A 21,492-nucleotide genomic window follows, 5' to 3' on the forward strand; every position below is an offset into this window, starting at 1 on the left:
CGCAATCAGAAATTTTCTGCTTTCGGTAGATCGGGCATGGCCCGTCAGCCGCGCTGACCCTATCGGTCTTTCCCCATGACATTCGTCGAACGCTTCCGCCGCGAATGGTTGAGCAATATTCCCACTGAACTCTTATCCGGTACGCTGGTCGCGCTGGCGCTGATTCCGGAAGCGATCGGATTCTCCATCGTCGCCGGCGTCGATCCCAAAATCGGGCTCTATGCCTCGTTCTCGATCGCGGTGGTCACCGCCATCGTCGGCGGGCGTCCGGCGATGATCTCTGCCGCCACGGCCTCCACCGCGGTGCTGATGATCACGCTCGTGCGCGACCACGGCCTGCAATATCTGTTCGCCGCGACCGTGCTGATGGGCCTGATCCAGATCGTCGCTGGCGCGCTGCGGCTGGGCCTCCTGATGAAATTCGTGTCGCGCTCGGTGATGACCGGCTTCGTCAATGCGCTGGCGATCCTGATCTTCATGGCGCAGCTGCCGCAGCTGATAAATGTGGGCTGGCCAACCTACCCGATGGTCGCCGCCGGCCTCGGCATCATCTATTTGTTCCCCTACGTCACGAAGCGCGTGCCGTCGGCGCTGGTCGCCATCATCGTGCTCACGGCGTTCACGCTGCTTTCCGGAATCAAGTTGCGCACCGTCGGCGACATGGGCGAGTTGCCGTCCTCGCTGCCGTTCTTCGCGCTGCCGCAGGTGCCGTTCAATTTCGAAACGCTGCGGATCATCCTGCCCTATTCGCTGACCATGGCGGCCGTCGGCCTGCTGGAATCGCTGCTCACGGCGTCGATCGTCGACGACATGACCGACACGTCCAGCAACAAGAACCGCGAATGTGTCGGCCAGGGCGTCGCCAATTTCGTCACTGGCTTTCTCGGCGCGATGGGCGGCTGCGCGATGATCGGGCAGTCCGTCATCAACGTCACCGCCGGCGCGCGGACGCGGCTGTCGACGCTGTTCGCCGGTTGCCTGCTGCTGTTCCTGATCGTGGTGCTCGGCGACTGGGTGAAACAGATCCCGATGGCGGCTTTGGTCGCCGTCATGATCATGGTGTCGATCTCGACCTTCTCGTGGTCGTCGGTCACCAACCTGCGCTCGCATCCGCTGAGCTCCAGCGTGGTGATGCTGACGGTGGTGGTCCTCGTGGTCGTCACCGGTGATCTGTCGATGGGCGTGCTGGGTGGCGTGGTGATGAGCGGCGTGTTCTTCGCCGCCAAGGTGGCGCGGTTGCTCGATGTCGGCTCGGAGCGCAGCGCGGACGGCGGCGGCATCACCTACCGCGTCCGGGGCCAGGTGTTCTTCGCCTCGGCGCAGAGCCTGATCGACGCCTTCGATTACCAGGACGTGCCGGCGCGCGTCTGCATCGACGTCAGCGCGGCGCATTTCTGGGACATCAGCGCGATCGGCGCACTGGACGATATCGTGCTGAAGCTGCGCCGCCATGGCGCGGACGTCGAGGTGATGGGGCTGAACCAGGCCAGCGAGACCATGGTCGAAAAATTCGGAACGCATCACCGCGCTCAGACACCCTGAAGTGGTGGTGGCTGTGGCGCTTGCATCACACCCTGCGCAAAAAGCCCCGCCATGGCGCCGTTGACACGAATGTCACTTTCCTAAGTTCGCTGCAGGCCCCAACCGATGGGGGGACGGATCGCGCTACCAAGCGCGGTTCCATTGGTAGTGACGACTGGGAATGATGATGACGGGTTTTGGCGGATCACGCGGGTTGCGCTTGCTGGCGCTGTTGATGGTGTCGGCCTCGCTGGCCGGCTGCGCCAGCAGCGGTGGCGGGCTCGGCGGTTTTGCCGGGGGCGCGTCGGCGAAATATGCCTCCATGACCGATGGTGGCCATGAACTGCCCCCCATCGATGTCAGCGAGATCGACCCGGCGATGCTGCGCCAGCCGGTCGAGTACCGCACGCGGGAACCTGCCGGCACCATCATCGTCGATACCGCCGCGCGCCATCTTTATCTGGTCGAGGGCAACGGCCGCGCGATGCGCTACGGCATCGGGGTCGGCAAGGCGGGCCTGGCGTTTGCCGGCAACGCCGTGATCAAGCGCAAGGCGGAATGGCCGCATTGGAGCCCGACCGAGAACATGATGAACCGCGAGCCGGCGCGCTATCGCCACATGGCCAGCGGTCTGCAGGGCGGCATCGACAATCCGCTCGGCCCGCGCGCGATGTATCTGTATCAGGGCGACCGCGACACCATGTTCCGGATCCACGGCACCACCGAGCCGGCGACCATCGGCCATGCCGTCTCCAGCGGCTGCATCCGGCTGATGAACCAGGACATCATCGACCTCTACAGCCGCGTCCAGACCGGCAGCCGCGTGGTCGTGATCCAGGGCGGCCGCTCGGCGGAGTCGTAAGACGGCTCATTTCAGGATGAGACGCACCGGCACTGATTTCGCCGCGGGGACCATGCTCTCCTCGGCGTAATGCCCGACCGGGACCAGCACGTTACATTCCGGATAATAGGCGCCGACGCTGCCGCGCGGGATGTTGTAGGAAAACACCTTCAGCCCGCGCATTTCGCGCGCCAGACCGTCCGGCGCATCGGTGGCGAGTCCAACCGCGTCGCCATCCTTCAGGCCGTAGTGCACGATATCTTCCGGGTTCATGAACAAAATCTCGCGGGTGCCGCTCACGTCGCGCATGCGATCTTCATAGCCGTAAATCGTGGTGTTGAACTGGTCGTTGGAGCGCAGTGTCATCAACCGAAGCAGGCCCGGCGCGTCGGCAAACCCGGTGGCCGAGAGTTGGGTCGGCGCGAAGAAGGTCGCCAGTCCGCTCTTGGTCGCGGTGAAGTCGCGACGGCGCGCCTTGTTGTCTCGATAGAAGCCGCCAGGCTTTTTCAGGCGCTGGTTGAAATCGTAGAACCACTCCGGATAGGTCTCGGCAATGGCGTCGCGCACCTTTGCGTAATCGGCGGTCCATGCCGTCCAGTCCAGTTTCGGATTGTCAGGCAGCGTCGCCTTGGCGATTTCCGCCACGATGGTGGCTTCAGCCAGCAGGTCCTTGCTGCTCGGCTCGACATCGCCGAACGACGGGTGAATGACGCTGGTGGAATCCTCCATCGATACGGTCTGCGGGCCGCTGGCCTGCACGTCGCGCTCGATCCGGCTGAGGCACGGCAACAAATAAGTCACCTCGCCGGGGACCAGATGGTTGCGGTTGAGCTTGGTCGCGATCTGTACCGAGAGCCGCAATCCGCCCCATGCCGGTTCCATGCGTTGGGTATCCGGAATGGCGCGCAGAAAATTCCCGCCGAGGGCGATGAAGCCGCGGACGTCGCCTTTCAAGATTCCTTCGCAGGCTTCGACGGTGTTGAGGCCCTTGTCGCGCGGCGGTTCGAAGCCGTACTGCGTAGCCAACTTGTCCAGCGGCACCAGTTCAGGATTTTCGGAGATGCCGACGGTGCGCTGGCCCTGCACATTGGAATGGCCGCGCACCGGGCACGGACCGGCGCCGGGCTTGCCGATATTGCCGCGCAGCAGCAGCAGGTTGCAGGCCATGTGGACGTTCTGCACGCCGAAGCGATGCTGCGTCAGCCCCATGCCGTAGACCAGGATCACGGCCTTGGCGCGGGCATAGGTTTCCGCAGCAGTTTCGATGTCGGAGCGCGACAGCGAAGTTTCTTGCTCGATCTCCGCCCAGTCGGCGGCGCGGCAGAACGTGGCGAGTTCCTCGAAGCCGGAGGTGTGGGTGGCAATGAATTCGTGGTCCAGCACGCGTGCGCCGCCTGTCGCAGTAGCCGCGTCGTCTCGTTCGATCAGCCATTTGCACATGCCGGTCATCACGGCGATGTCACTGCCCGGACGCGGCTGGTAATATTGCGTGCTGATCGCGGTCGAGGAGCCCGTCACCATCTGCAACGGCGACTGCGGATTGGTGAACTCCTCCAGGCCGCGTTCACGCAGCGGATTGAAGGTGATGATCGGCACGCCGCGTTTTGCCGCGGGCTGCAACTCGTGCAGCATACGCGGGCTGTTGGAGCCGACATTCTGGCCGAAGAACAGGATGCAGTCGGTGTGTTCGAAGTCCTCCAGCTTGACGGTGCCGACCGGCACGCCGATCGCCGACTTCAAGCCGACCGAGGTCGACTCATGGCACATGTTCGAGCTGTCGGGCAGGTTGTTGTTGCCGTACATGCGCGCCAGCAGGCCGTACATGTAGGACGTTTCCAGCGAGGCTCGGCCGGAGGCATAGAACACCACCGACTTTGGCTTCAACGCCTTCAACTCGCGGCCGATCTCGGCGAAGGCCTCTTCCCATTGGCAAGGCACATATTTGTCGGTGGCGGCGTCGTAGCGCATCGGTGCGGTCAGTCGGCCCTGATGCTCCAGATCGAAGTCAGGCCACGTCCGCAATTCGGTCAGCGTGTGTTTGGCGAAGAATTCCGGCGTGCAGCGGTGCCGAGTCAGGTCCCAAGCCGTCGCCTTGGCGCCGTTCTCGCAAAATTCAGCCGGGCTCAGCTTGTCCGGTTTGCCCCAAGCGCAGCTTACGCATGCAAACCCGTCATCCTTGTTCTGCCGAAGCAATTGCCGGCCGAGCGTGACCGGGTTGGGTTGTTCGCGCAGCACGACGGACGTCAGACCCCGCAGCGACCCCCATCCGCCGACTGCCCCATCATATTGGTGCACAGGCTCTTCGGTCGCAGCAGGAGCGGCGATGATCTCGGCATTCGACATGTGGATTCCATTCGACAACAGGCTTCGAAGCCGGCTTGCGGCCAGCGGCGCCGGTCAATGAACAGTCACCATTGCGCTATGTTCCAGAGTTGACCGCTCTTGCCCGTGCTTCAAGAGTAGGCCGCGACATAATCTTGTCGATTTTCTCCACTAGCTGAACGGCTTAGCGGGGGCGCTCTTTTTCATTCATATTGGACTGGGACACCCCATGCCCCTGATTTCCCCCGCCCGCTCCACCTCCGCGCTGCTGACATCCGGCGTCGCGCGCCTCGAGGGGATGCTGAAGCTGACCACCGCCATCCTGGCGCTGGCGGCGGGGGTCTACACCTATCTCGGCGTTCGCGAATTGCTGAACGGCAGCCCGACCACGGTGTTCTTCGCCGCGGTGATCTATTCGGTTGCGGTCTCGGTCGGCATCTATGCGTTCTGGGTGTTCCTGATGCAGTTCATGCCGCATGTGGTCGACCGCCGCGGCCGCAACCTGATGTTCGGCTGCATGCTGCTGGGATCGCTGATGATCGTGGCGATGTCGTCGTGGCTGAACGCCTCGGCGCTGGCCGGCGCCGCCGCGATCCAGCAACATCTCAGCATTACCGTGCAGAACTACACCCGCGACCTCGACACCGCGAACACCAACGCCATCGCCGCGCAGGGCCTGCTGCCCGATATCCAGCTGGCGTCGTCGCGCTTTGCCCGCCTCGCCGATGCCGAGCGGACGGGATTGCTGACCGGAACCTCGGGGTCCGGCACGGTGGTGCAGTTGCTGACCCAGATGTCCGGGCAGCTCGACAGTCTCGGCCAGGAAGTGCAGGCCTCCGGCAAGCGCGTCACCTCGCTGTTCGAGCAGGGCGGCAAGCATCTGGCCAGGATGCGCGAGCTGATCTCCGACCGTGGCCCGATCTCCACCCGCAGCGACGCCTTTGCCTCCGAATCCCTGGCGCTGATGGGCGTGATCGCCAATTTGCAGCAGACCTCGGTGGCGCCCGCGGTGAAGCGCGCGTCCGCGTCGCTGACCGCCGGTTTCATCGCGCCGGCCGCCGGCGGCCGCGGCGATCTTGCCGACCGGCAGACCGCCGTGGTCAGCAAGGTCGAAGGCTCGATCAACGCGCAGGCCGCGTCGCTGTCGGATGCCGCCGACAAGATCCTGCAGACGCCGCGGGTCGAGCCGGCCCGGTTCCAGGCGATGTCGCCGGCGGAAGCGGTGCTGCGTTACGCCGGCGATTTCATCCCGAGCTGGGCCGGCGCCATCTCGATCGACCTGATGCCGGCGGTGCTGGTGCTGATCCTCTGCGTGGTGCACGCCGCGATCCGCCGCGAGGGGCAGCCTTCGAGCCATGCGACGGATATGACCGTCGGCGAGATGATGATGGCGCTGAAGATGGCGAGGGAGATCGAGACCGCACGCCATGCGGTGCCGGAGGGGACGACGCCGGATGGCGATGCCGCGGCCATTCCCGAAGCGGCGAGCGACGAGAACGTCACGCCGCTGTCCTCGGCGCGGCACACCAAGTAACCGCGATGGCCTCCTCGACCTTCAACCAACGCTTCCAAGCATGGCTGTCGGACCATCCCGACGACGGTATCCTGCGCTTCATCTTCCGCGGCATGGTGATGCTGGCCGTCGGCGCGCTGGCGCTCGATCTCGCCACCATGAACGGCTGGATGAAGCCGGAAGACATCGGGCTGACCCCGGCTGAGACCAAGGCGTCGCCCGGGCTTTCGGTGCCGGCGATCCTGGCGCCGCTGCTGCCCGGCGCCGAGCGCCGCGGCGCGCCGCTGCCGCAGCCCGACGGCGCAATGGCCCGGCCGATGACCTTCGAACTGGTCGGCGGTGGCCGGCTGATGGCGACCGGCACCATCACGCCGGGCATCTCCAAGGCCTTCGCCGCGGAAATCGGCAAGCGCGGCGACTACGTCAAGACCGTGGTGCTGAACTCGCCGGGCGGCTCGGTCGGCGATGCACTGGCGATGGGCAAGCTCATTCGTGACAAGAAGCTGGCGACCGAGGTTGGCGCCGGTAAATATTGCGCGTCGTCGTGTCCGCTGGTGTTCTTCGGCGGCCACGAGCGCCGCGCCGGCGACAAGGCCGCGATCGGGGTGCATCAGGTATTTGCCGGAAGCCGGCCGGACCCGATGGCGCCGCGCGACGACATGAGCGACGCGCAGCGCATCTCGGCGCGCTGCCAGCGCTACCTCGCCGACATGGGCATCAATTTGCAGGTCTGGGTGCATGCGATGGAAACGCCGACGGACCGATTGTTCATCTTCAAGCCGGACGAGTTGAAGTCGCTGAACATCGTGACGGCGGAGGCGGGGCCTGCTGCGCCGACGACGCCTCCCGTTGCTGCACCACCTGCTGCTGCGACGAAGTCGCGGACCTAGCTCAGGCCAATCCGCCGTCATTGCGAGGAGCGAAGCGACGAAGCAATCCAGTTCTTGCCGAGCTTGCGGCCTTCTGGATTGCCGCGTCGTTTCGCTCCTCGCAATGATCGCTGAACGTCTAACCCGTCATCGGGAAGATGGTAAACGAAAATTGGAACCATTCTCAGGGACATCGCGTTGTTCGCGCTCATTGGAGAATTTGCGATGCGGATGTTTGTTGGAATGATCCTGGGTGCGCTGCTGCTGACCGGCGGCATCTACATCCACGATTCGATGTCGACATCGACCGTGGCCAGCGGCGAGGTCGCGCAGCCCGGCCGCACCATCGTCAACTGGGACGTCGCGTCCAGCGAATGGGATGCTTTGAAGACGCGCACCCACAAGGACTGGGTCAAGCTGACGTCGAACTGATCGACCTGATTTGACAACGAAAACGCCCGCGTCGCACGACGCGGGCGTTTTTTGCGTCTACTTCTTCGCGTTTGCCTTGCGGGCGTCTGCGATGGCCTGGCCGAACTGCTCCTGCGTGAGCGGGCCGGGGACACGGAACTTGCCGATGATGAAGGCCGGCGTGCCGTTGAAGCCGAACGCCGTCGCCTGCTCGTTGGTCCGCTTCAGCGTGGCGACAATGGCGTCCTGATGGGTCTGCAGGTCGGCAATCGCGCGGTCGACGTCGATGCCTGCTTTGGCGAGGCTCTCGCGGGCGCCGGACTCGGTGAGTTTGACTGGGAGAGAGATCAGCGCGTCATGCGCTTCGACGAACTTGTTCTGATACTTCGTCGCCAGCACCAGCCTCGACGCATAGACCGATACTGGCCCGAGGATCGGCCAGTCCTTGTGCACGAGACGGACGCGGCCGTCCTGTTTCACCGCGGCGTTCAACTCGGGCGCCAGCTTCTTGCAATACGGGCACTGGAAGTCGAAAAACTCGACGATCGTGATGTCGCCGTCGGGATTGCCGGCGACGGGGATGTCGGGATCGCGCAGCACCGAGGCCTCGTTCAGCACCTTCTCGTCGCCATTGGCGGCCACCGCCGCGACCGGCGCGACATCGAAGCCGAGCAGCACGGCGCCGCCGCCGAGCAGTGCCAAGGCGCCGCGGCGGCTTGGGCCCGGGATGCGCCGGGATGTGTTGATGATATCGCTCATGCAGGGCTCCCGGCGGTACTGCGCGCCGACGTTCAGGTGACGTAGATGTTGCGGGCCAACATATAGAGCGCCACCACGATAATGATAGATGCAAACACGGTGTTGAGCGCGCCGCGGCGCAGCGACAAATAGCGAGCCGAAGCGGTGCCGGCGAGGCCGCCGACAACGCCGCCGAGGATGAACATCAGCGCCAGTTGCCACGAGATCAGGCCGGACCACGCATAGCTCGCAGCGGTGGTGACGCCGAACGCCGTGACCGCGACCAGCGACGAGGCGATCGCGCTCATGATCGACATGCCGGTCGCCAGCATCAGGGCCGGCACGATCAGGAAGCCGCCGCCGATGCCGAAGAAACCGGACAGTGCGCCGGTGGCGAGGCCGAGCGCCAGCAGCGCCGGCGTATTGGCCATGCTGATCGCGACCCGGTCGATTCCGGTGCGGGATCGCGACCGCAGCATCAGCCCGGCGATCGCCAGCATCAGGAGCGCGAACATCACCAGCAGGTTGCTGCCATCGACCCGCTTGCCGAGCGAGGACCCGCCGAACGCGCCGACGATGCCGGCTGAGGCAAACACCAGCGCGCAGGACCAGTGCACCCGGCCGCCACGCGCATGGTTGGCGAGATTGATCGCGGCATTGACGGCCACCGCGATGGCGCTGGTGCCGATCCCGACATGGGCGCTGGGTACGCCGACCACATAGACCATCAGCGGCACCGCCAGAATCGATCCGCCGCCGCCGACCAGCCCCAGCGAGAAGCCGACCAGCACGCCCGATGCCAGTGCCAACACGTCCTGCATCAGGGTCATCATAATCGGGCGCTTCTTGTTATCGACGGCGCGACCATAACCAGTCTTGCCGCACCGCTCCATGCCGGCGTCATCACAACTGCGATGGCTTGGCGGCGCGATTTCGTGATGGCCATCAGCGCAGCAGCAGCGTGACGGCGATCGGCACCAGCAGCGACGTCACCAGCGCATTCAGGCTCATCGCGATGCCGGCGAACACGCCGGCGACCGCATCGACCTGGAACGCGCGCGCGGTGCCGATGCCGTGCGACGCCAGTCCCACCGCGAAGCCGCGGGCGCGGTAGTCGGTGATGCCCATTCTGTTCATCAGCGGCGTCACGATGATCGCGCCCATGATGCCAGTGAGGATCACCGCCACCGCGGTCAGCGAGGCATCGGCGCCGAGCGACTCGCTGATGCCCATCGCCACCGCCGCGGTCACCGACTTCGGCGCCAGCGCCAGCACGATCTCGCGCGGCAGGCCGAATGCATTGGCCAGCAGCACCACCGAGACGATCGCCGTGGCGCAGCCGATCACCAGCGCCACCAGCATCGGCACGATCGCCGCGGCGACGATCTTGCGGTTCTCGTAAAGCGGCACCGCCAGCGCCACCGTCGCCGGCCCGAGCAGGAAGTGCACAAACTGCGCGCCGCCAAAATAGGTGGTGTAGGAGGTGCCGGTCAGGAGCAGGAAGGCCGCGATGATCCACATCGCGTGAAATACGGGATTGGCGAACGGATTGCGGCCGGTCGCCAGCGACAGCGCGTCGGTGCTGGCATAGACCAGCAGCGTCACCGTCAGCCACAGCAGCGGCGACTGGGACAGAAAGACCCAGAGCGAGAACGGATCGGCGCTCATGGTGTCTGCCGTCCGCGCGACATCAGCCGTCCGACCAGCAGGAAGGTCGCCACCGTCACCAACAACGTGATCAGCACCGAAAGTGCCAGCACCGCGGCGATCGCCAGGCCATGCGCGGCGAGCAGGTCGAGCTTCTGCACAATGCCGACGCCCGCCGGCACGAACAGCAGCGACAGATGCGCCAGCAGCCCGCGCGCGCTGCTCTCGACGCCGCCGTCCCCCAGTGGTCCGCGGGCCAGCAGCTTGATGCGGTCGCGCGCCAGGAGCAGGACGAGCAGCAGCAGCATGCCGATCACCGGGCCGGGCATCGGCAGTGCGAGGCCGCGCACGAAAATCTCGCCGGCCAGCTGGCACAGCAGAATCAAACACAGGCTCGCGATCATGGGGTCCCCGTCAGTTCCGGCTTTATCGCTCGCGTCGCCGGCGATGTCGATTCCGCGGCCCTCATGGCTGCTTCTCCTGACATTGCCGGTATCGTGTCTTTACAATCATTCTAGATTGCCGGTTGGCGCTTGACCGCATCGGCCGCGCTTGGAAGAAGCATGCGATGGACACAGCGACCGCCAGCCCCATTGCTTACGTGCTTGGAAACGCCCCCCGCGGCTTCTGCGGGACGATCCAGCGGCTCGAGATTCTGGAAGGTGGCTCTTCGTTGTCGGCGCTCGAGCTGGAAAGCCAGCTGATCGAGATGGGCTTCGTCGAAGGCGCCCGGGTCGAGATCCTGCATGAGGGCGCGATCCGCCGCGATCCGATCGCGGTCCGCGTCGATAATGTCACCATCGCGCTGCGCCGGCGCGAGGCGATGGCCATCGTCGTGCGCTGATGAACCGGCTCGTCACCCCCCTTTCCCTGGATCCTCGCCCGGTGCATCTGGCGCTGGTCGGCGCGCCGAATAGCGGCAAGACCGCACTGTTCAATGCGCTCACGGGCAGCCGGCAGAAGGTTGCGAATTATGCGGGCGTCACGGTCGAGCGCAAGACCGGCGCCTTCGTCACGTCGAGTGGCCGGCAGATTTCGCTGGTCGATCTGCCCGGCACCTATTCGCTGCGCGGCCGCAGCCCCGATGAAGAAATCACCCGCGACGTCGTGCTTGGCAATTATCCCGGCGAGACGCTGCCCGACCTTGTGCTGTGTGTCGCCGATACCACCAATCTGCGGCTGAGCTTCCGGCTGGTGCTGGAGCTCAAGCGTACCGGCCGGCCGTTGCTGCTGGTGCTCAACATGTTCGACATCGCGCAACGCCGCGGCGTCAGCGTCGATATCGACGCGCTCTCGGCGGCGCTCGGCGTGCCGGTCGTGACCTCGATCGCGGTCCGCAAGGGCGGCACCGCCGAACTGATCGCCCGTGCCGAGGAATTCGCGGCGCGCGCTCAGCCGGCCGCGATCGCCAACACCTGGCAGCCGCTGGCCATATCCGACCTCAAGGCGCTGCAGCGCGAGGCCGACCGGATCATCCGCCAATGCGTGACGCTGCCGGCCAAGCCGGACACGCTGACCACGCGGGTCGATGCCGTCGTGCTGCATCCGGTCGGCGGGCTGGTGATCCTGGCCTTGATCCTGTTCGTCATGTTCCAGGCGGTGTTCAGCTGGGCGCAGCCCTTGATGGAATTGCTGTCGGATTCGTTCGGCGCACTCGGCGCCCTGGTGCAGCAGGTGCTGCCCGCGGGGCTGCTGCAAAGCTTCCTGCAGAACGGCCTGATCGCCGGCGTCGGCAGCGTGCTGGTGTTCCTGCCGCAGATCATCGTCATCTTCCTGTTCATCCTGCTCCTGGAAGATTTCGGCTACATGGCCCGCGCCGCGTTCCTGATGGACCGCATCATGGGCGGCGCCGGGCTGCATGGCCGCGCCTTCATCCCGCTGCTGTCGAGCTTTGCTTGCGCGATCCCCGGGATCATGGCGACGCGGGTGATCGACAACAAGCGCGACCGCCTCACCACCATCCTGATCGCGCCGCTGATGACCTGTTCGGCGCGGATCCCGGTCTACACGCTGATCATCTCGGCCTTCATTCCAGCCAACGACATCTGGGGTATCTTCAACCTGCAGGGGCTGGTGATGTTCGGCCTGTATGTCGCCGGGATTGCCAGCGCGCTGGCGATGTCGTTCGTCATCAAGTTCTTCATGTGGCGCGACTATGAGCCTGCCCCGTTCATGCTCGAACTGCCGGATTACAAGCTGCCACGTCTGCGATCGATCGCGATCGGCGTCTACACCCGCGCCAAGATGTTCCTGCAGCGGGCGGGCACCACGATCCTGGCGATGATGGTGCTGATCTGGTTCCTGGCGTCGTTCCCGCAGCCGCCGGCCGGCGCCACGGAGCCTGCGATCAATTACAGCCTGGCGGCGATGATCGGAAAGTTTCTCGAACCGTTCTTCGCGCCGCTGGGCTTCAACTGGCAGATCGCGGTGGCGCTGATCCCCGGCATGGCGGCGCGCGAGGTCGCCGTCGGCGCACTCGGCACCGTCTATGCGATCGAGGGCGGCAAGGAAGCGGCCGATGCCATCGGCCAGGCGCTGTCCAGCAAATGGAGCCTCGCCACGGCGCTGTCGTTCCTCGCCTGGTTCATCTTTGCCCCACAATGCGCATCGACCTTCGCCGTGATCCGCCGCGAAACCGGCAGCACCGGCTGGATGGTGGTGGCGTTCCTCTACATGTTCGCGCTGGCCTATGCAGCGAGCCTGATCACGTACAATGTGGCGGTGGCCTTCGGAGCCGGGTAGCCGCCCTGCTGTGCTCCCCGGGTAGCCGCCACCGGTTACCCCGCCCCCACGTCAACCCTCCTTGCTGCACGTCCGCCTCTTGTTTTTGAGGTGCGGCAATATGACCTTTATCCCTTATACGACCGACACCGCACGCCGCTCATCCTGATGAGCGCGGCCAGATTTGACGTTGCCCGACGCACGGAGATCCCATGAACGACTCTACCTACACGCCGCCCAAGGTCTGGGCCTGGAACAAGGAAAATGGCGGCAAGTTTGCCAGCACCAACCGGCCGATCGCCGGGGCGACCCATGACAAGGAGCTGCCGGTCGGCAAGCATCCGCTGCAGCTCTATTCGCTGGCGACGCCGAACGGACAGAAAGTCACGATCATGCTGGAGGAGTTGCTCGCGCTCGGCCATGCCGGCGCGGAATACGACGCCTGGCTGATCCGGATCGACGGCAACCAGTTTGGCTCCGGCTTCGTCGAGGTCAATCCGAACTCGAAGATCCCGGCGCTGATGGACCGGTCCGGGCCGACGCCGGTGCGGGTGTTCGAGTCCGGCGCGATCCTGATGCATCTGGCCGAAAAGTTCGGCGTGTTGCTGCCCGCGAGCGGCCCGGCCCGCGCCGAAACCTTGTCATGGCTGTTCTGGCAGATGGGCAGCGCGCCCTATCTGGGCGGTGGCTTCGGGCACTTCTATGCCTACGCGCCGAGCAAGATCGAATATGCCATCGACCGCTTCTCGATGGAGACCAAGCGGCAGCTCGACGTGCTCGACCGTCGCCTGGCCGAAACCGAGTATCTCGGCGGCAACGACTATTCGATCGCCGACATTGCGGTGTTTCCCTGGTATGGCGGCCTTGCCGAGGGGAAGCTGTACGGCGACTCCGCAGAATTCCTCGACGTGCAGAGCTACAAGAACATGCAGCGCTGGACAAAGGCGATCGCTGGCCGTCCTGCGGTGAAGCGCGGACGGATGGTCAATCGTATCTCGGGCGACCCGGCAGGCCAGCTGCACGAACGCCATGATGCCTCGGACTTCGAAACGAAAACGCAGGACAAGATCGCTCCGGCGACCTGACGTTCGCTTTCCCTCCTGAATGACCGAACGCGTTTTGCGAAAGAGTGCCGTCATGCCCAAGCAGCCCTGGTACCGAATCCTGTACATCCAGGTGATCATCGCGATCATTCTGGGCGTGACGCTCGGCTATTACTATCCGGATGCGGGCAAGGCGCTGAAGCCGCTCGGCGACGGCTTCATCTCGCTGATCAAGATGATGATCGCGCCGGCGATCTTCTGCACGGTGGTGCACGGCATCGCCTCGATCGGCGACATGCGCAAGGTCGGCCGCATCGGCGGCAAGACGCTATTGTACTTCGAGACGGTGTCGACGGTGGCGCTGCTGATCGGTCTTCTGGTCGGACATTACCTGCAGCCCGGCGCCGGCTTCAATATCGATCCGGCGACGCTCGATCCGAAGTCGGTGGCGAGCTACGTCACCCGCGCCAAGGACGAGAGCTTCGTCTCGCACCTTTTGGCGATCATCCCGAACTCCTACTTCGACTCGCTGGCCAAGGGCGACCTGCTGCAGGTTCTGCTGGTCGCGATCCTCTCGGGCTTTGCGATCTCGCATATGGGCAAGCCCGGTGAAGCCATCGCCAACGGCATCGATCTCGCCGGCAAGATGTTCTTCCGCATCATCGGCATGATCGTGCAATTGGCCCCGATCGGCGCGTTCGGCGCGATGGCGTTCACCATCGGCTCGTTCGGCCTCGGCGCCCTGGTCAATCTCGGCTACCTGATTTTCACTTTCTATCTGGCGTCGCTGTTGTTCGTGCTGCTGGTCCTCGGCGGCATCGCGCGCGTCTTCGGTTTCTCGATCCTGCGCTTCATCGGCTACATCAAGGACGAGCTTCTGATCGTGCTCGGCACTTCGTCGTCGGAGACGGTGCTGCCGCGCATGATCACCAAGATGGAGGCCTTGGGCGCCTCGAAGCCGGTGGTCGGTCTGGTGATCCCGACCGGCTACAGCTTCAATCTCGACGGCACCAACATCTACATGACGCTGGCGACGCTGTTTCTGGCGCAGGCGACCAATACCCATCTCTCGATCGGGCAATATGCCACCGTGCTGGCGGTGGCCATGCTGACCTCGAAGGGCGCCTCCGGCGTCACCGGCGCGGGCTTCGTCACGCTGGCCGCGACGCTGTCGATCATACCCGACATTCCGATCACCTCGCTGGCCATCATCGTCGGCATCGACAAGTTCATGAGCGAGTGCCGCGCGGTGACCAACCTGATCGGCAACGGCGTCGCCACCATCGTGATCAGCCGCTGGGAAGGCGAACTGGACAAGGAGCAGCTCCACAAGGCGCTGCTGCATCCGGTCGATTTCGGCGAAGAGATGGAGCGCCGGCCGCTGACTACTTGACGCACCGACCTCTCCTCGTCATTGCGAGGAGCCCTTGCGACGAAGCAATCCAGTTCTTGCCAAGCTTGTGGCTCTGGATTGCCGCGTCGCTTCGCTAAGGGGAAAGCCGGAGGCTTTCCCCGACCTCGCAATGACGGACGCGGGCAGCTGCGTCTTTTTTCGACCGCCGGAGCCCTTACACCGCGCCCTTCAGCCGCTTGGTGCATTCGCTGTAATAGCCGCCGCCCTTCTGGATCCATTTCAGGCCGCCATTGCCGCTGCCGGACTTGTTGGCATTGTACATGTCGACACAAGTGTGCATCCGCGCCTTGCCTGGCGTTTCCTTGGCGTATTTCGGATCGATCGCGGTGGGGAAGGTGGCAGGGCCGGTCGCGACCGGCGCGGGCGTTGCCGGTTTTGGCGCGGCGGCGGGCTTTGCTTCCGGCGGCTTGGCTTCGGCCGCCGCGGGCGCAGCCGTTGCTGCCGCCGCCGGCTTGGCCGCGTCGCCGCATTCGGCCTTGCGGAAGTCGTTCCACTTCTGGCCGTTCAGCGTACCCGCGCTCTGCGCCGCTTTGTATTTGGCGCTGCATTCCGGCATGGTCAGCGCCTGCGCCGGGCCGAAGGTCAGCATTGTCAGGCTTGACGCCGCGACGGCGTACAGCAGTTTGCTAGTGGTCTTCATGATCGTTCACTCCCCTCGATAAACGACATCCGAAGGTGGTATTGTAGCGCCTGCTCGCCATTCGGCAACGTCGCCGCGCCACCGCCGCAAAATTATCGCTACGCTGCTGCGCCGCACGCGCCTCCATTCACGCGCCATTCAGCGCCGCGGCGCGACGCTCAGCCTGTCTTCAACCCGAGGTGCTCCCATGATGAGATTTGCTTCCCGCGCGGCCATTGCCGCCGTCGCGTCCTTGATGCTGATCGGCGCGGCTTCCGCGCAGACGCCGGCGCCGGCGCCCGCCCCCGCGACCCAGTCGACCCCGGCCGAGAAGATGGCGCCGGCCGCCAAGGCTGACGCCAAGACCGATGCCAAGACGGACTCCAAGACGGCCAAGCCGCGCACCGAAATGTCGCTGGAATGCTCCAAGCAGGCCGACGCCAAGAAGCTGCACGGCGAGGAGCGCCGCAAATTCCGCTCCGCCTGCAAGAAGACCGGCGGTAAGAGCTGAGAACCGAGCGCGGGTTCTTTCCCTCTCCCACGGCGCCGCGAAGAAGCGTTGGCGGGAGAGGGGAAGGAATAAGCGCGCGCATGGCCCGTACGCCCTGCTGCATTTGTAGGGCGCGCCGGTCTTTGCCATAAGGCGGGTTCAATCGAGCCCGCGCATGAATCTCTCGCTGCCCACCCTCTCGCAAAACATCACCACGCTGCAAACCCTCGCGGTCGGCACGGTCGGCGCGGCGTTGTTCTATCTCGCGGAATTGCCGGGCGGGTTGATCTCCGGCGCGATGATCGCGGTGGCGGTGTTCGGCGTCTCCGGGCGCCCGGTCGGGCTGCCGCAGCCGATGGCGCATGTGATCCTGATGACGCTCGGACTGTCGCTGGGATCGATGGTGTCGCCGGAGATGGTGAAGAATCTCAGCGCCTATCCGGTGACAATCGCGCTGCTGGCGGTGGCGACCTTTTGCTCGACCTTCGGCTCGAGCCTCTATTTGCAACGCTTTCACGGCTGGGACCGCACGTCGGCGCTGCTCGCCGGCAGTCCCGGCGCGCTGTCGCAGATCATCATGCTGGCCACCGAGCGCAATGCCGACGTGCCCGGGATCGCTGTCGTGCAGATCTTCCGTGTGATGATCCTGACCGCTTTGGTGCCGCTCCTGCTCGCCGCCACCGGGATTGCGGGCCATGGCCCGCTGCCGTCGCGCGGCGAACCGGCGACCGCAATGGCGCTGGCGCAGCTCGCCGTCGCGGCTGTCGTCGTGTCGCTGTTCATGCGCTGGATCCGGTTTCCGGCGAGCTGGATGTTCGGCGCGATGCTGGCCTCATCGGTGCTGCATGGCACCGGCCTGATCCACGGCGCACTGCCGCAATGGGCCTATATCGCTGCCTTGACCGGGATCGGCACGCTGATCGGCTCGCGCTTCGGCAAGATCAGCCCGCGCACCATCCTCAGCCATCTGGCGGCGGGGCTGGGGTCGTTCGGGGTCGCGATCGCGATCTCGTCGGTGTTCGTCGCGGTGATCGCGCTGACCACCGATGTGAAGCTGAGCGATATCGTGGTCGCCTTCGCGCCGGGCGCGATGGACGCGATGCTGGCGCTGGCGCTGACGCTGCACATCGATCCGGTGTTCGTCGGCGCGCATCATTTGTCGCGCTTTGTCTACGTCTCGATCGTGACGCCGGGCATCGTGCACCTGTTCGGCAAGGCGCGGGACGATATCGACGACTAGGCTTTCGCGGTCTTTGCGGCGCCCCATCCGGCGATCGCCGCCATGGCGAGCGAGATCAGCACATTGTAGCCCGCCAGCGAGACGCCCAGAAAGCGGAACTGGACCTCGTCGCAGCGGATCACCTTCACGGTATTGAGGCGCTCCAGCAGGCTGCCGGCGCTGCCGAGACTGACGACCGGCCCGGAGCAATCGGTCGGTCCCGGCCAGAACCGCCATTCGACGCCGGCGTGGTAGGCCGCCAGGCCGGCATTGCCGAGCGCCGCCAGCGCCAGCACCGCAAGGCCCGCGACCAGCAATGCGCGCGGTGCCCGTCTGATGGCGGCGATCGCCAGCAGCACGGCCAGCGGCAGCTGCAGATAGAAGGCGTAGCGCTGCTCGAGGCAGAGCGGGCAGGGCTGGATGGCCAGCACCAGTTGAAAGAACCACGCGCCGGCCAGCGTTGCCGCCGCGATCAGGCCGACCACGGCAGCCGCCAGCAGCGCGGGATCGAAATGGCCCGGCGAGACGGGCTTGAAGGTCGTGGAGGCGGTCACGGCGGCATTCTCCGGGTTCGACTGCTGGTATCTGCCCCGGAACAGGCTGTCGAGCGGGCCGCGATCACACTGGGGTGTATGGGCCGCCATCTGCCGGTTGACCCGCCCGGCGCGCCCGCTATATTCCGCCCGCTTCGCGTCCCCGCCCAGGCGACGGCGCGATGGCCCCTGTGGCGGAATTGGTAGACGCGCTCGACTCAAAATCGAGTTCCGCAAGGAGTGCTGGTTCGATTCCGGCCAGGGGCACCATCGATCCGCAATTGTCCATAACAGCTCGACGGCCCGACCGCCACGACGCCCCGCGACGGGATCGCTAGGCAATCGGTCCTATCCGGAAGGCGGGGATCAGCCCCGCTGCGGAAGATTGCGATGACGACCATTCTCTCCTAATCTGTCGCTGGATATCGGCGGGTCTGGCGGCGTGATGGATGTAGCACAGCAGACGAGGGCTTATGGCCGCAGACAGCGCCCGATCGCGCTGGCGCGGGCTTCGCTCCTCGGCGCCGCCGTGCTGGTCGCGGCGGTCGCCGCCGCTTTGGCCCCTGACTGGCTGTCGACGCCGACGCCCGCCGTAGCCCCGCAGGCGACGCCGCAGCGCATCGCTTTCGCGCTTCGCTACCCCGATGAACTTGTCCTGGACCAGCAGCGGGAAGCCGGGTTGCGCCGGGCACGAGCCCAGCTTGCCGAGCAACTGCGCGGCACGACGATGCCATCGGCCACCGAGGCGCCGTCCATCGCGCCCGATCCCGGTCCCAAAGTCCCCATTCCGAGATCCCGACCGCCGATCGCCGGTGCCATCGCCGATGGCGGGCGGCTGGCTGCGCAGCCCATGACGGGCGGAAGCTTTGACGTCAGCTCCGCCGTCCGAAACGTCTTCGCCATGCTGCCGCCCGGCCTGCAACTGGCATCGATCAATCCCGATGGCGGCCTGCTAGGCAATGGGCAGGAAAAGCCGGTCGATCTGTCGGCCTATGGCGAGCAGACCGCGGTCTACGACATCACCGCGCGGGTTGTTCACATGCCCGATGGCACCCGTCTGGAAGCCCATTCCGGATTCGGCGACCTGATGGACGATGTTGACAACGTCCACGTCCGGGACCGGGGCGCCACGCCGCCCAACGTCTACGAGCTCAGCCTTCGGGAGAAGCTGTTTCACGGTGTCCAGGCGTTGCGGATGAAGCCGGTGGGAGAGGGTGAGCTGTTCGGTCGAAACGGGCTCTTGGCTCACAGTTATCTGCTGGGGCCAAACGGCCAGTCGAATGGCTGCGTGTCGTTCAAGGATTATGATGCGTTCCTGAAAGCGTACCACAGCGGCGACATCAAGCGGCTCGTCGTGGTGAAAAGCATCAGGGACGATACGACCCGGCTGGCCCGGAAGACATAGCCGGGCTTTAGCAAAAATCGCGTGTTGCTGACCATTGGCCGCACCGCGTATCCGGCGGTCGGGTCCCCTCGCGCGCTGCGAGCTGCGCGGCCTCAGGGCCGCCCGCCTTTATGGCTTTCCTATATCTTCGGCAGATCCACCATCTCGAAAACCTACGCCGTCCGCGGCATCTGTGCGTGCATGACGGCGGACCCGCGTCCGCCTCGCGGACAGGAGTTTCCCCATGCTGGACATCGCCATGCTGGCCCTTGGGCTCGGCTTTTTCATTTTATCGGCGGGCTACGCCTACGCCTGCGAACGGCTGTGAGGCTGCAATCATGATGTTCGATTACACGCTCGCCGGCATCGTGTCTGCCGGACTGCTCATCTATCTGACTTACGCGCTGCTGCGCCCCGAACGGTTTTGACCGCGTGATCCCTAAAAGTGGAACCCGGTTTTCGGAAAAGATCACGCGCAACTTTGAAAGCTCGCCACCATGACCCTGATTGGCTGGATACAAATTCTTTTATACGGCGCGGTCGTCGTCGCGCTGGTGAAGCCGCTCGGCGGCTACATGACCCGCGTCTTCAACGGCGAGCGGACGTTTCTGTCGCCGATCCTGCGGCCGGTCGAAAACGGGCTGTACCGGATGGCCGGCGTCGATGAGACGCGCGAGCAGCACTGGCTGACCTACACCCTCGCCGTGCTGTTCTTCCATGTCGGCGGCTTCCTCATCATCTACGCCGTGATGCGGCTGCAGGCGGTGCTGCCGTTCAACCCGGCGGGCCAGGCCGCGGTGGCGGAAGACCTGTCGTTCAACACGGCGATGTCGTTCGTCACCAATACCAACTGGCAGAACTACGGCGGCGAAAGCACGCTGTCCTATTTCACCCAGATGGTCGGCCTGACCCACCAGAACTTCCTGTCGGCCGCGACCGGCATCGCGCTGGCCATCGCCATGATCCGCGGCTTCTCGCGCTCGTCGATGAAGACGATCGGCAATTTCTGGATCGACGTGACCCGCTGCACGCTCTATGTGCTGCTGCCGATCTGCATCGTCTATGCGCTGTTCCTGGTCTGGCAGGGCATCCCGCAGACGCTCGGCGCCTATGTCGATGCGACCACGCTGGAAGGCGCGAAGCAGACCATCGCGGTAGGCCCCGTGGCGTCGCAGGTCGCGATCAAGATGCTCGGCACCAATGGCGGCGGCTTCTTCAATGCCAATGCGGCGCATCCGTTCGAGAACCCGACCGCACTGTCGAATTTCATCCAGATGATCTCGATCTTCGCGCTCGGCGCCGCTTTGACCAACGTGTTCGGCCGCATGGTCGGCAACGAGAAGCAGGGCTGGGCGATCCTCGGCGTGATGGGTGTGCTGTTCTTCGCCGGCGTCGCGATCACTTACGGCGCCGAAGCCTCCGGCACCACCGGCCTGGCCGATCTCGGCCTCACCGGCGGCAACATGGAAGGCAAGGAGCTGCGCTTCGGCATCATAGCCTCCAGCCTGTTTGCGGTCGTCACCACGGCGGCGTCGTGCGGCGCAGTCAATGCGATGCATGATTCCTTCACCGCGATCGGCGGCATGATCCCGCTGATCAACATGCAGCTCGGCGAGATCATCATCGGCGGCGTCGGCGCGGGTCTCTACGGCATGCTGCTGTTCGTCGTGCTGGCGATCTTTGTCGCAGGCCTGATGGTCGGCCGCACGCCGGAATATGTCGGCAAGAAGATCGAGCAGCGCGAAGTGAAGATGGCGATGCTCGCGATCCTGGTGCTGCCGCTGATGTATCTCGGCTGGACCGCGGTCGCTGTGGTGCTGCCTTCCGCGGTTACGTCGATGGCCAATGCCGGCCCGCACGGCTTTACCGAGGTGCTGTATGCCTTCACATCGGCGACCGGCAACAATGGTTCGGCGTTCGGCGGTCTGACCGGCAACACCTTCTTCTACAATCTGACGCTGGCCTCTTCGATGTTCGTCGGCCGCTTCTTCATGATCGTGCCGGCGATGGCGCTGGCGGGGTCATTGGCGGCGAAGAAATCGATCCCGGCGTCGGCGGGCACCCTGCCGACCACCGGCGGCCTGTTCATCGGCCTGGTGGTCGGCGTCATCCTGATCATCGGCGGTCTCACCTTCTTCCCGGCGCTCGCGCTCGGGCCGATCGTCGAGCATCTCGCGATGACCGCCCATACTTTGTTCTGATCGGAG

Annotated in this window: 21 protein-coding genes and 1 tRNA gene; 15 read left to right on the top strand and 7 right to left on the bottom strand. The window is 64.9% G+C overall.

Features of this window, described 5'->3' with window-relative positions; translation table 11 throughout:
* Positions 1–75 precede the first annotated feature (75 nt).
* Entirely contained in the window at positions 76–1,542 is a 1,467-nt protein-coding gene (locus tag FIU28_RS03750) for a SulP family inorganic anion transporter (protein ID WP_143571752.1), read from the top strand.
* Between the two features lie 166 nt (positions 1,543–1,708).
* Positions 1,709–2,383: a L,D-transpeptidase gene (locus tag FIU28_RS03755; RefSeq protein WP_246660853.1), complete on the top strand. Its 675-nt coding sequence runs from the start codon at positions 1,709–1,711 to the stop codon at positions 2,381–2,383.
* Positions 2,384–2,389: 6 nt separating this feature from the next.
* Here the strand turns inward: FIU28_RS03755 and FIU28_RS03760 are convergent, their stop codons facing one another.
* The gene (locus FIU28_RS03760) at positions 2,390–4,705 is read right to left on the bottom strand and encodes an FdhF/YdeP family oxidoreductase (protein ID WP_143571753.1); all 2,316 of its coding nucleotides are present in this window, start codon (positions 4,703–4,705) and stop codon (positions 2,390–2,392) included.
* Between the two features lie 208 nt (positions 4,706–4,913).
* On the opposite strand from FIU28_RS03760, the gene FIU28_RS03765 reads away from it, so the two are divergent.
* The 3 genes from FIU28_RS03765 to FIU28_RS03775 all read left to right on the top strand — a co-directional run bounded on the left by FIU28_RS03765 (position 4,914) and on the right by FIU28_RS03775 (position 7,498).
* On the top strand, positions 4,914–6,218 hold the full coding sequence (locus FIU28_RS03765; RefSeq protein ID WP_143571754.1) for a hypothetical protein: 1,305 nt from the start codon (positions 4,914–4,916) through the stop codon (positions 6,216–6,218).
* Positions 6,219–6,223: 5 nt separating this feature from the next.
* Positions 6,224–7,087: a hypothetical protein gene (locus FIU28_RS03770; protein ID WP_143571755.1), complete on the top strand. Its 864-nt coding sequence runs from the start codon at positions 6,224–6,226 to the stop codon at positions 7,085–7,087.
* Positions 7,088–7,291: 204 nt separating this feature from the next.
* Entirely contained in the window at positions 7,292–7,498 is a 207-nt protein-coding gene (locus FIU28_RS03775; protein WP_143571756.1) for a hypothetical protein, read from the top strand.
* 57 nt (positions 7,499–7,555) lie between these two features.
* Here the strand turns inward: FIU28_RS03775 and FIU28_RS03780 are convergent, their stop codons facing one another.
* The 4 genes from FIU28_RS03780 to FIU28_RS03795 all read right to left on the bottom strand — a co-directional run bounded on the left by FIU28_RS03780 (position 7,556) and on the right by FIU28_RS03795 (position 10,266).
* Positions 7,556–8,236, bottom strand: a complete 681-nt coding sequence (locus tag FIU28_RS03780; RefSeq protein ID WP_143571757.1) for a DsbA family protein — start codon at positions 8,234–8,236, stop codon at positions 7,556–7,558.
* A gap of 32 nt (positions 8,237–8,268) precedes the next feature.
* Positions 8,269–9,048 carry a sulfite exporter TauE/SafE family protein gene (locus FIU28_RS03785; RefSeq protein WP_143571758.1) on the bottom strand — a complete coding sequence of 260 codons (780 nt, stop codon included), beginning with the start codon at positions 9,046–9,048 and terminating at the stop codon, positions 8,269–8,271.
* 112 nt (positions 9,049–9,160) lie between these two features.
* Entirely contained in the window at positions 9,161–9,883 is a 723-nt protein-coding gene (locus FIU28_RS03790) for an LrgB family protein (protein WP_143571759.1), read from the bottom strand.
* Positions 9,880–10,266 (bottom strand): CidA/LrgA family protein, encoded by a 387-nt coding sequence (locus FIU28_RS03795; RefSeq protein ID WP_143571760.1) that lies wholly within the window; start codon positions 10,264–10,266, stop codon positions 9,880–9,882. Before FIU28_RS03795 ends, FIU28_RS03790 begins: the two co-directional genes overlap by 4 nt.
* 164 nt (positions 10,267–10,430) lie before the next feature.
* Here FIU28_RS03795 and FIU28_RS03800 point away from each other — a divergent pair, with 164 nt between their 5' ends.
* The 4 genes from FIU28_RS03800 to FIU28_RS03815 all read left to right on the top strand — a co-directional run bounded on the left by FIU28_RS03800 (position 10,431) and on the right by FIU28_RS03815 (position 15,019).
* Complete coding sequence (locus FIU28_RS03800; RefSeq protein ID WP_168202853.1) at positions 10,431–10,706, top strand: FeoA family protein; 276 nt, start codon at positions 10,431–10,433, stop codon at positions 10,704–10,706.
* The gene (gene feoB, locus FIU28_RS03805) at positions 10,706–12,604 is read left to right on the top strand and encodes a ferrous iron transporter B (protein ID WP_441351267.1); all 1,899 of its coding nucleotides are present in this window, start codon (positions 10,706–10,708) and stop codon (positions 12,602–12,604) included. Before FIU28_RS03800 ends, feoB begins: the two co-directional genes overlap by 1 nt.
* A gap of 191 nt (positions 12,605–12,795) precedes the next feature.
* Positions 12,796–13,668, top strand: a complete 873-nt coding sequence (yghU, locus tag FIU28_RS03810) for a glutathione-dependent disulfide-bond oxidoreductase (RefSeq protein ID WP_143571761.1) — start codon at positions 12,796–12,798, stop codon at positions 13,666–13,668.
* Between the two features lie 19 nt (positions 13,669–13,687).
* Entirely contained in the window at positions 13,688–15,019 is a 1,332-nt protein-coding gene (locus FIU28_RS03815; RefSeq protein WP_143571762.1) for a dicarboxylate/amino acid:cation symporter, read from the top strand.
* A gap of 175 nt (positions 15,020–15,194) precedes the next feature.
* On the opposite strand, the gene FIU28_RS03820 is transcribed toward FIU28_RS03815, so the two are convergent.
* On the bottom strand, positions 15,195–15,680 hold the full coding sequence (locus FIU28_RS03820; RefSeq protein ID WP_143571763.1) for a hypothetical protein: 486 nt from the start codon (positions 15,678–15,680) through the stop codon (positions 15,195–15,197).
* A 190-nt stretch (positions 15,681–15,870) separates the two neighbouring features.
* Here FIU28_RS03820 and FIU28_RS03825 point away from each other — a divergent pair, with 190 nt between their 5' ends.
* Both FIU28_RS03825 and FIU28_RS03830 read left to right on the top strand, forming a co-directional pair.
* The gene (locus tag FIU28_RS03825) at positions 15,871–16,170 is read left to right on the top strand and encodes a PsiF family protein (protein ID WP_143576015.1); all 300 of its coding nucleotides are present in this window, start codon (positions 15,871–15,873) and stop codon (positions 16,168–16,170) included.
* 154 nt (positions 16,171–16,324) lie between these two features.
* Positions 16,325–17,389 carry an AbrB family transcriptional regulator gene (locus tag FIU28_RS03830; protein WP_143571764.1) on the top strand — a complete coding sequence of 355 codons (1,065 nt, stop codon included), beginning with the start codon at positions 16,325–16,327 and terminating at the stop codon, positions 17,387–17,389.
* Here the strand turns inward: FIU28_RS03830 and FIU28_RS03835 are convergent.
* Positions 17,386–17,922, bottom strand: coding sequence for a disulfide bond formation protein B (locus FIU28_RS03835; RefSeq protein ID WP_246660854.1), 537 nt, complete (start codon positions 17,920–17,922; stop codon positions 17,386–17,388). The genes FIU28_RS03830 and FIU28_RS03835 overlap by 4 nt on opposite strands.
* Before the next feature lie 164 nt (positions 17,923–18,086).
* Between FIU28_RS03835 and FIU28_RS03840 the strand changes: the two genes are divergently transcribed.
* From FIU28_RS03840 to kdpA, 4 genes are all read left to right on the top strand, one after another.
* Positions 18,087–18,171, top strand: a tRNA-Leu gene (locus tag FIU28_RS03840).
* Positions 18,172–18,346: 175 nt separating this feature from the next.
* A complete protein-coding gene (locus tag FIU28_RS03845) occupies positions 18,347–19,306 on the top strand; it encodes a DUF2778 domain-containing protein (protein ID WP_143571766.1) in 960 nt (319 codons plus the stop codon).
* A 317-nt stretch (positions 19,307–19,623) separates the two neighbouring features.
* Complete coding sequence (locus FIU28_RS03850) at positions 19,624–19,713, top strand: K(+)-transporting ATPase subunit F (RefSeq protein ID WP_143571767.1); 90 nt, start codon at positions 19,624–19,626, stop codon at positions 19,711–19,713.
* 69 nt (positions 19,714–19,782) lie between these two features.
* Positions 19,783–21,486 carry a potassium-transporting ATPase subunit KdpA gene (kdpA, locus tag FIU28_RS03855; protein WP_143571768.1) on the top strand — a complete coding sequence of 568 codons (1,704 nt, stop codon included), beginning with the start codon at positions 19,783–19,785 and terminating at the stop codon, positions 21,484–21,486.
* Positions 21,487–21,492: the final 6 nt, after the last annotated feature.

The organism is Tardiphaga sp. vice154 (assembly GCF_007018645.1).
Lineage (GTDB): Bacteria > Pseudomonadota > Alphaproteobacteria > Rhizobiales > Xanthobacteraceae > Tardiphaga.